Annotated in this window: 5 protein-coding genes; all 5 read left to right on the forward strand. The window is 61.6% G+C overall.

The window, feature by feature from the left end; genetic code table 11:
- Window positions 1-88 precede the first annotated feature (88 nt).
- Window positions 89-4,264 carry a DNA-directed RNA polymerase subunit beta' gene (rpoC, locus tag LJD17_RS19440; RefSeq protein ID WP_227385861.1) on the forward strand — a complete coding sequence of 1,392 codons (4,176 nt, stop codon included), beginning with the start codon at window positions 89-91 and terminating at the stop codon, window positions 4,262-4,264.
- Between the two features lie 507 nt (window positions 4,265-4,771).
- Window positions 4,772-5,143, forward strand: coding sequence for a 30S ribosomal protein S12 (gene rpsL, locus LJD17_RS19445; protein WP_109596495.1), 372 nt, complete (start codon window positions 4,772-4,774; stop codon window positions 5,141-5,143).
- Window positions 5,144-5,177: 34 nt separating this feature from the next.
- Complete coding sequence (gene rpsG / locus LJD17_RS19450; RefSeq protein WP_227385862.1) at window positions 5,178-5,648, forward strand: 30S ribosomal protein S7; 471 nt, start codon at window positions 5,178-5,180, stop codon at window positions 5,646-5,648.
- Between the two features lie 25 nt (window positions 5,649-5,673).
- Window positions 5,674-7,749: an elongation factor G gene (gene fusA / locus LJD17_RS19455; protein ID WP_227385863.1), complete on the forward strand. Its 2,076-nt coding sequence runs from the start codon at window positions 5,674-5,676 to the stop codon at window positions 7,747-7,749.
- 45 nt (window positions 7,750-7,794) lie between these two features.
- On the forward strand, window positions 7,795-8,985 hold the full coding sequence (gene tuf, locus LJD17_RS19460) for an elongation factor Tu (protein ID WP_227385855.1): 1,191 nt from the start codon (window positions 7,795-7,797) through the stop codon (window positions 8,983-8,985).

The following is an 8,985-nucleotide window of genomic DNA, read 5'->3' on the forward strand; positions in this document are numbered from 1 at the left end:
GGGATCTCAATTTGAAGGGGTTTGTCCCTTTCAGACCAAGATGGCCGATTTTCCGGCCATGACGCCTTCGAGGTTTTAGGAGACGGCGATGAATCAAGAGGTCATGAATCTTTTCAACCAAACGGCGCAGCCGCAGAGCTTCGATCAGATCAAGATCTCGATCGCGAGCCCTGAGAAGATTCTGTCCTGGTCTTACGGCGAAATCAAAAAGCCTGAGACCATCAACTACCGCACGTTCAAGCCCGAGCGCGACGGCTTGTTCTGCGCGCGTATCTTCGGCCCGATCAAGGACTACGAGTGCTTGTGCGGCAAGTACAAGCGCATGAAGTACAAGGGCGTGATCTGCGAGAAGTGCGGTGTCGAGGTGACGCTGGCGCGTGTTCGGCGCGACCGCATGGGTCACATCGAGCTGGCCGCGCCCGTTGCGCACATCTGGTTCCTCAAGTCCCTGCCGAGCCGCATCGGCTTGCTGCTCGACATGACGTTGAAGGACCTGGAGCGGATCCTCTATTTCGAATCCTATATCGTCGTTGATGCCGGCCTCACGCCGCTCAAGGACCGTCAGCTCCTGACCGAGGAGGAATACATCCGTGCTCAGGACGAGTACGGTGAGGATTCCTTCACGGCCATGATCGGCGCGGAAGCGATCCGTCGCATCCTTCAGGAGCTCGATCTCGACAAGACCGCCCAGGATATCCGCGAGGAGATCGCGGTCACCACGTCGGAGCTGAAGCCCAAGAAGCTCATGAAGCGCCTCAAGATCATCGAGGCGTTCCTCCAGTCCGGCAACAAGCCCGAGTGGATGATCATGACGGTCGTTCCGGTGATCCCGCCGGATCTGCGTCCGCTCGTGCCTCTGGACGGTGGCCGTTTCGCGACCTCGGATCTGAACGACCTGTATCGGCGCGTCATCAACCGCAACAACCGTCTGAAGCGTCTCATGGAGCTTCGCGCGCCGGACATCATCGTCCGCAACGAGAAGCGCATGCTCCAGGAGGCCGTCGACGCTCTGTTCGACAACGGCCGCCGCGGCCGCGTCATCACGGGCGCCAACAAGCGTCCGCTGAAGTCGCTCGCCGACATGCTCAAGGGCAAGCAGGGCCGGTTCCGCCAGAACCTGCTCGGCAAGCGCGTCGACTACTCGGGCCGCTCGGTCATCGTGGTGGGTCCGGAGCTGAAGCTCCATCAGTGCGGCCTGCCGAAGAAGATGGCGCTCGAACTCTTCAAGCCGTTCATCTACGCCAAGCTCGACGCGCGCGGCCTGTCCGCCACGGTCAAGCAGGCGAAGAAGCTCGTCGAGAAGGAAAAGCCGGAAGTCTGGGACATCCTGGATGAGGTCATTCGCGAGCATCCGGTTCTCCTGAACCGCGCTCCGACCCTTCACCGTCTCGGTATCCAGGCCTTCGAGCCGACCCTCATCGAAGGAAAGGCGATCCAGCTTCACCCGCTCGTCTGCGCCGCGTTCAATGCGGACTTCGACGGTGACCAGATGGCCGTTCACGTGCCGCTTTCGCTGGAAGCCCAGCTGGAAGCCCGCGTGCTGATGATGTCGACCAACAACATCCTGCACCCGGCCAACGGTCAGCCGATCATCGTGCCGTCGCAGGACATCGTTCTGGGCCTGTACTATCTCTCGATCGTGTCCGATGGCGAGCCCGGTCAGGGCAAGGCATTCGCGGACATGGGCGAGATCGAGCATGCCCTGCACGAGAAGGTGATCACGCTCCACTCCAAGATCCGTTACCGCTGGGAAGGGATCGGCGAGGACGGCAAGCCGGTCAGCAAGATCTACGACACGACCGCTGGTCGCGTCATGCTCTCGCGCGTGCTGCCGAAGCATCCGTTGCTGCCCTTCGACGTCGTGAACAAGCTCATGACGAAGAAGGAGATTTCCAACATGATCGATGCCGTTTACCGGCATTGCGGTCAGAAGGAATCGGTCATCTTCTGCGATCGCATCATGGCGCTCGGGTTCTACAACGCGTTCAAGGCGGGCATTTCGTTCGGCAAGGACGACATGGTGATCCCGGAGAACAAGTGGGCGATCGTCGAGGAGACCCGTGCTCTCGCCAAGGATTACGAGCAGCAGTACCAGGACGGCCTCATCACCCAGGGTGAGAAGTACAACAAGGTCGTCGACGCCTGGGCGAAGTGCTCGGATCGCCTTGCGGGCGAGATGATGGCCCGCATCTCGGCGGTGCAGAAGGACGATGCCGGTCGCGACAAGCCGGTCAACTCCATCTACATGATGTCGCACTCGGGTGCCCGTGGTTCGCCGGCCCAGATGAAGCAGCTCGCAGCCATGCGCGGCCTCATGGCCAAGCCGTCGGGCGAGATCATCGAGACGCCGATCATCTCGAACTTCAAGGAAGGACTCGACGTGCTCGAGTACTTCAACTCGACCCACGGCGCCCGTAAGGGCCTGGCCGACACGGCGCTCAAGACCGCGAACTCGGGCTATCTGACCCGTCGTCTCGTGGATGTGGCGCAGGACGCGGTCATCCGCGAGACGGATTGCGGCACTGAGCGCGGCATCCGCATGCGGGCCATCATCGACGCCGGCCAGGTGGTCGCGTCGCTGGCATCCCGCATCCTGGGTCGCTCGACGGCCGAGGACCTCGTGGCCTCCGACGGCTCGATCATCGTCCCGAAAGGCACGATGATCGAGGAAGCGCACCTTGAGGCGATCGGCGCCGCCGGTATCCAGGAGGTGAAGATCCGTTCGGTTCTCGTCTGCGAATCGAAGAATGGCGTCTGCGCCACCTGCTATGGCCGCGACCTGGCCCGGGGCACCCCGGTCAATCACGGCGAGGCAGTCGGCGTGATCGCGGCGCAGTCCATCGGCGAGCCTGGCACGCAGCTTACCATGCGTACCTTCCACATCGGTGGCGCGGCCCAGATCGCGGACTCGTCCTTCATCGAGTCGAGCTTCGAAGGCACGATCGGCTTCCGCAACAAGAATATTGCGCGGAACTCCGATGGCGACCTGGTGGTCATGGGACGTAACGTGTCCGTGGTCATTACCGGACCGGACGGGACCGAACGGGCGGCTCACCGCCTCCAGTACGGTTCCCGTCTGAAGGTCGACGAGGGCGACACGATCAAGCGCGGTCAGCGTATCGCCGAGTGGGACCCCTATACCCGTCCGATCCTCACCGAAATCGAGGGGGTTGTCGGGTACGAGGATCTCGTGGACGGCGGCTCGATGATCGAGACGATGGACGAGTCGACGGGTATCGCCAAGCGCGTGGTGATCGACTGGCGCGGTTCGCCGCGTACGGCCGACCTGCGTCCGGCGGTGATCATCGAGGGGAAGGGCGGCAAAGTGGCCAAGCTGCCGCGTGGCGGTGACGCCCGCTACCTGCTCCCGGTGGAGGCGATCCTCGCGGCCGATCCCGGCTCCAAGGTCAAGGCTGGCGACGTCCTCGCCCGCGTTTCGACCGAAAGCGCCAAGACCCGCGACATCACGGGCGGTCTGCCGCGCGTGGCGGAGCTGTTCGAGGCACGCCGTCCGAAGGACGCAGCCATCATCGCGGAGAAGTCCGGCACGATTCAATTCGGTCGTGACTACAAGAACAAGCGTCGCTTGACCTTGACCCCGCATGACGGCTCCGAGCCGGTGGAGTACCTGATCCCGAAGGGCAAGCACATCCACCTGCAGGACGGCGACGTCGTGGAGCTCGGCGACTTCATCGTCGATGGCAACCCGGCACCGCACGACATCCTTGCGATCAAGGGCGTCGAGGAGCTGGCTGCCTACTTGGTGAACGAGATCCAGGAGGTCTACCGCCTCCAGGGCGTGCTCATCAACGACAAGCACATCGAGGTGATCGTCCGCCAGATGCTGCAGAAGGTCGAAATCACCGACGGCGGAGATTCCGATCTCCTTGCCGGCGAGCAGATCGATCGGCTGGAGCTGGAGGAGATCAACGAGCGTCTCGTCGACGAGAAGAAGAAGCCCGCCGCCGGCGTGCCTGTTCTCCTCGGTATCACCAAGGCGTCGCTCCAAACCCGCTCCTTCATCTCGGCGGCGTCCTTCCAGGAGACCACTCGCGTCCTCACCGAGGCGGCGGTCAACGGAAAGGTCGATACCCTCGAGGGCCTCAAGGAGAACGTGATCGTCGGTAGCCTGATCCCGGCTGGTACCGGTGCTCTCAATGCTCAGATCAAGGCTGTCGCACAGCACCGCGACGACCTGATTCTCCAGCAGAAGCGGGCCGAATCTGCGGCTCAAGTGAGCGAGCTGCCTCCGGCTGCCGAATAACAAGCAGTCGCAATCAAGATAAAAAGGGCCGCCTCAAGGGTGGCCCTTTTGCTTTCTAAAGGCTAGAATCATAAAGAGAGCGGAGCTCAGGGCGAAGTTCGCGCAGGTTGCACCTTCTGGTAGTATTTTGCCTCAGGGGCCTGCTACTCCTGCGATTATATGGATCCGTTCCCGAACAATCTGGAAAAGAGTTGACTTTTCCCGACTCGGACGCTAGAGAGACCAGACTTTCCGGCAGGCCGTAGATCTTGACTGTCGGGGCAACAAGCTCCGACCCAATCGATCTAAACGCTGCCGAACTCAACCTTGACTGACACAAGTCAGATTTGGGGCATGACCGCGGTTCCGCCGTGGTCCTCTGCATTGGCACCGCGCCAAGGGCTTTAAAACGCCTGTGGCGCGGCTTCGTTTTGCGCAAGCTTAGGCTTGCAGGGCGCTGCATTGCAGTGTTCCACCGTTGAAGACACGCAAAGCCACCGGATGGTGGTTGGTGAAAGAGGGCAGAGAATGCCAACGATCAGTCAGCTGATCCGCAAGCCGCGGACGGCGCAAAAGAGCCGGAATAAGGTTCCCGCGCTTGAGGCCTGCCCGCAGAAGCGGGGCGTGTGCACGCGCGTCTACACCACGACCCCGAAGAAGCCCAACTCGGCTCTTCGTAAGGTCGCCAAGGTTCGTCTGACCAATGGCTATGAAGTCATCGGTTATATCCCGGGCGAAGGCCACAACCTTCAAGAGCACTCCGTGGTCATGATCCGCGGCGGCCGCGTGAAGGACCTTCCGGGTGTTCGCTATCACATCCTCCGCGGTGTCCTCGACACCCAGGGCGTGAAGAATCGTAAGCAGCGTCGTTCGAAGTACGGCGCGAAGCGGCCGAAGTAAGCCGTCCAACTGTCATTGAGGTCGGAGTCAGCTCATGTCCCGCCGCCATAGCGCCGAAAAGCGTGAGATCATCCCGGATCCGAAGTTCGGGGACGTGGTCGTCACGAAGTTCATGAATTCGATCATGTACGACGGCAAGAAGTCCGCTGCCGAAAGCATCGTTTACGGTGCCTTCGACATCATCGAGAGCCGCACCAAGGGCAACCCGCTCGAGGTCTTCAAGCAGGCGCTCGATAACGTCGCCCCGGCGATCGAGGTCCGTTCCCGCCGCGTCGGCGGCGCCACGTACCAGGTTCCGGTTGAAGTTCGCACCGAGCGCCGTCAGGCGCTGGCGATCCGCTGGATCATCCAGGCCGCTCGCGGCCGTAACGATAAGACCATGGTCGACCGTTTGTCCGCCGAGTTGCTCGATGCGTCGAACAACCGCGGTAACGCCGTGAAGAAGCGCGAAGATACCCACCGGATGGCGGAAGCCAACCGTGCGTTCTCGCACTATCGCTGGTAACGGCCGGACCTTGAGGAGCTGAGCGATGCCCCGCACGCACGCAATTGAGGACTACCGTAACTTCGGCATCATGGCCCACATCGATGCCGGCAAGACGACGACGACCGAGCGTATTCTTTATTACACCGGCAAGTCGCACAAGATCGGTGAAGTCCATGAAGGCGCTGCCACCATGGATTGGATGGAGCAGGAGCAGGAGCGTGGCATCACGATCACGTCCGCTGCCACCACCTGCTTCTGGAATGGCAAGCGCCTGAACATCATCGACACTCCCGGCCACGTGGACTTCACCATCGAGGTGGAACGTTCGCTGCGCGTGCTCGACGGTGCCGTTTGCGTTCTCGACGGCAACCAGGGCGTCGAGCCTCAGACCGAGACCGTTTGGCGCCAGGCCGACAAGTATGACGTTCCTCGCGTCGTGTTCGTCAACAAGATGGACAAGACCGGCGCGAACTTCTTCAACTGCGTCGACGACATCGTGAAGCGCGTTGCCGGCAAGCCGGTTTGCCTTCAGCTGCCGATCGGTGCCGAAAGCAACTTCCAGGGCGTCATCGACCTGATCAAGATGAAGGCTCTCATCTGGTCCGGCGAGTCGCTGGGTGCGAAGTTCGACGAAGTCGAGATCCCGGCCGATCTTCAGGATCAGGCGCAGGAATATCGCGGGAAGCTCATCGAGGCTGCGGTCGAGATGGACGACGACGCAATGGTCGCCTATCTCGAAGGCCAGGAGCCCGACGAGGCGACCCTCCGCCGTCTGGTTCGCACCGCCGTGCAGCGCCGCGCCTTCCATCCGGTGCTCTGCGGTTCCGCGTTCAAGAACAAGGGCGTTCAGCCCCTCCTCGACGCGGTCGTCGATTTCCTGCCGTCTCCGGCCGATCGTGAAGCGATCAAGGGAATCGATTTCAAGACCGAGGAAGAGACGATCCGTCGTCCGACCGACGAAGAAGCGTTCTCCATGCTCGCGTTCAAGATCATGGACGACCCCTTCGTAGGCACGATCACCTTCTGCCGCGTGTATTCGGGCAAGGTTTCCGCTGGTGAAACGCTACTGAACTCGACGCGCGACAAGAAGGAGCGTGTTGGCCGTATGCTTCTGATGCATGCGAACAATCGCGAAGACATCAAGGAGGCCTATGCGGGCGACATCGTCGCTCTCGCAGGTCTCAAGGACACGCGGACGGGCGACACGCTCTGCGATCCCAGCAAGGCTGTGATCCTGGAGAAGATGGAGTTCCCCGAGCCGGTCATCGAGATCGCCATCGAGCCGAAGTCGAAGGGCGATCAGGAGAAGTTGGGTCTCGCTCTCGCGAAGCTCGCTGCCGAGGATCCGTCCTTCCGTGTCTCGACGGACCAGGAGTCCGGCCAGACCATCCTGAAGGGCATGGGCGAGCTGCATCTCGACATTAAGGTCGACATTCTCCGTCGTACCTACAAGGTCGATGCCAACGTGGGCGCTCCTCAGGTCGCCTACCGAGAGACGATCACGAAGAAGGCCGAGATCGACTACACCCACAAGAAGCAGACCGGCGGTACCGGCCAGTTCGCTCGCGTGAAGCTGGTTGTTCAGCCGAACGAGCAGGGTGCTGGTTTCTCCTTCGAATCGAAGATCGTCGGCGGTGCGGTTCCGAAGGAATACATCCCGGGCGTTGAAAAGGGCCTTCAGTCGGTCGTGGGCGCTGGCGTCATCGCCGGCTTCCCGGTGGTCGACCTCAAGGTCGAGCTCATCGACGGCGCCTTCCACGAGGTCGACTCGTCGGCACTGGCCTTCGAAATCGCCTCTCGTGCAGCGCTTCGTGAAGCCCTCCAGAAGGGTGGATCGGTTCTGCTCGAGCCGGTGATGAAGGTCGAGGTGACGACGCCGGAAGATTACACGGGTTCGGTGATCGGTGACCTCAACTCCCGTCGTGGCCAGATCCAGGGTCAGGACATGCGCGGCAATGCCGTGGTCATCAATGCGATGGTCCCGCTCGCCAACATGTTCGGTTACGTCAACACCCTGCGCGGCATGAGTCAGGGCCGGGCGAGCTATACGATGCAGTTCGACCACTATGAACAGGTGCCGTCGAACGTGGCTGCCGAGGTTCAGGCGAAATACGCCTGAACCCACTGAACAAAGAACTCATTGATTTAAGGAACGGGTGCCACGATGGCGAAGGAAAAGTTTGAGCGGAACAAGCCGCACTGCAACATTGGGACGATTGGCCACGTTGACCATGGCAAGACGTCCCTGACGGCGGCGATCACGAAGGTTCTGGCGGAGTCGGGCGGGGCGACGTTCACGGCGTACGACCAAATCGACAAGGCGCCGGAAGAAAAGGCGCGCGGCATCACGATCTCGACCGCGCACGTGGAATACGAGACGACCAACCGTCACTATGCCCACGTGGACTGCCCCGGCCACGCCGACTACGTGAAGAACATGATCACGGGTGCGGCGCAGATGGACGGCGCGATCCTGGTGGTGTCGTCGGCGGACGGCCCGATGCCGCAGACCCGCGAGCACATCCTTCTGGCGCGCCAGGTCGGCGTTCCGGCGCTTGTGGTGTTCATGAACAAGGTCGACATGGTGGACGATCCGGAGCTTCTGGATCTGGTCGAGCTTGAAGTGCGCGAGCTTTTGTCGAAGTACGACTTCCCGGGGGACGACATCCCGATCGTGAAGGGCTCGGCTCTTTGCGCGCTGGAAGACCGTTCGCCTGAGATCGGCCGCGATGCGGTTTTGAAGCTGATGGCCGAGGTTGACCGCTACATCCCGCAGCCGGAGCGTCCGGTGGACCAGCCGTTCCTGATGCCGATCGAAGACGTGTTCTCGATCTCGGGTCGTGGCACGGTGGTGACGGGTCGCGTTGAGCGCGGCATCATCAAGGTGGGCGAGGAAGTGGAAATCGTCGGCCTGAAGGCGACGGTGAAGACGACGGTGACGGGCGTCGAGATGTTCCGCAAGCTTCTGGACCAGGGCCAGGCGGGCGACAACGTGGGCGTTCTTCTGCGCGGCACGAAGCGCGAGGACGTGGAGCGCGGCCAGGTGCTGTGCAAGCCCGGCTCGATCAAGCCGCACACGAAGTTCAAGGCCGAGGCCTACATCCTGACGAAGGAAGAGGGTGGCCGTCATACGCCGTTCTTCACCAACTATCGTCCGCAGTTCTACTTCCGCACGACGGACGTGACGGGTGTGGTGACGCTGCCTGAGGGCACCGAGATGGTGATGCCTGGGGACAACATTGCGATGGAAGTGACGCTGATTGCTCCGATCGCCATGGAAGAAAAGCTGCGCTTTGCCATCCGCGAAGGCGGCCGCACCGTCGGTGCCGGCGTCGTCGCTCAGGTCATGGATTAA

Origin of the sequence: Microvirga rosea (genome assembly GCF_020595095.1) — a bacterium.
Taxonomy (GTDB): Bacteria; Pseudomonadota; Alphaproteobacteria; order Rhizobiales; family Beijerinckiaceae; genus Microvirga; species Microvirga rosea.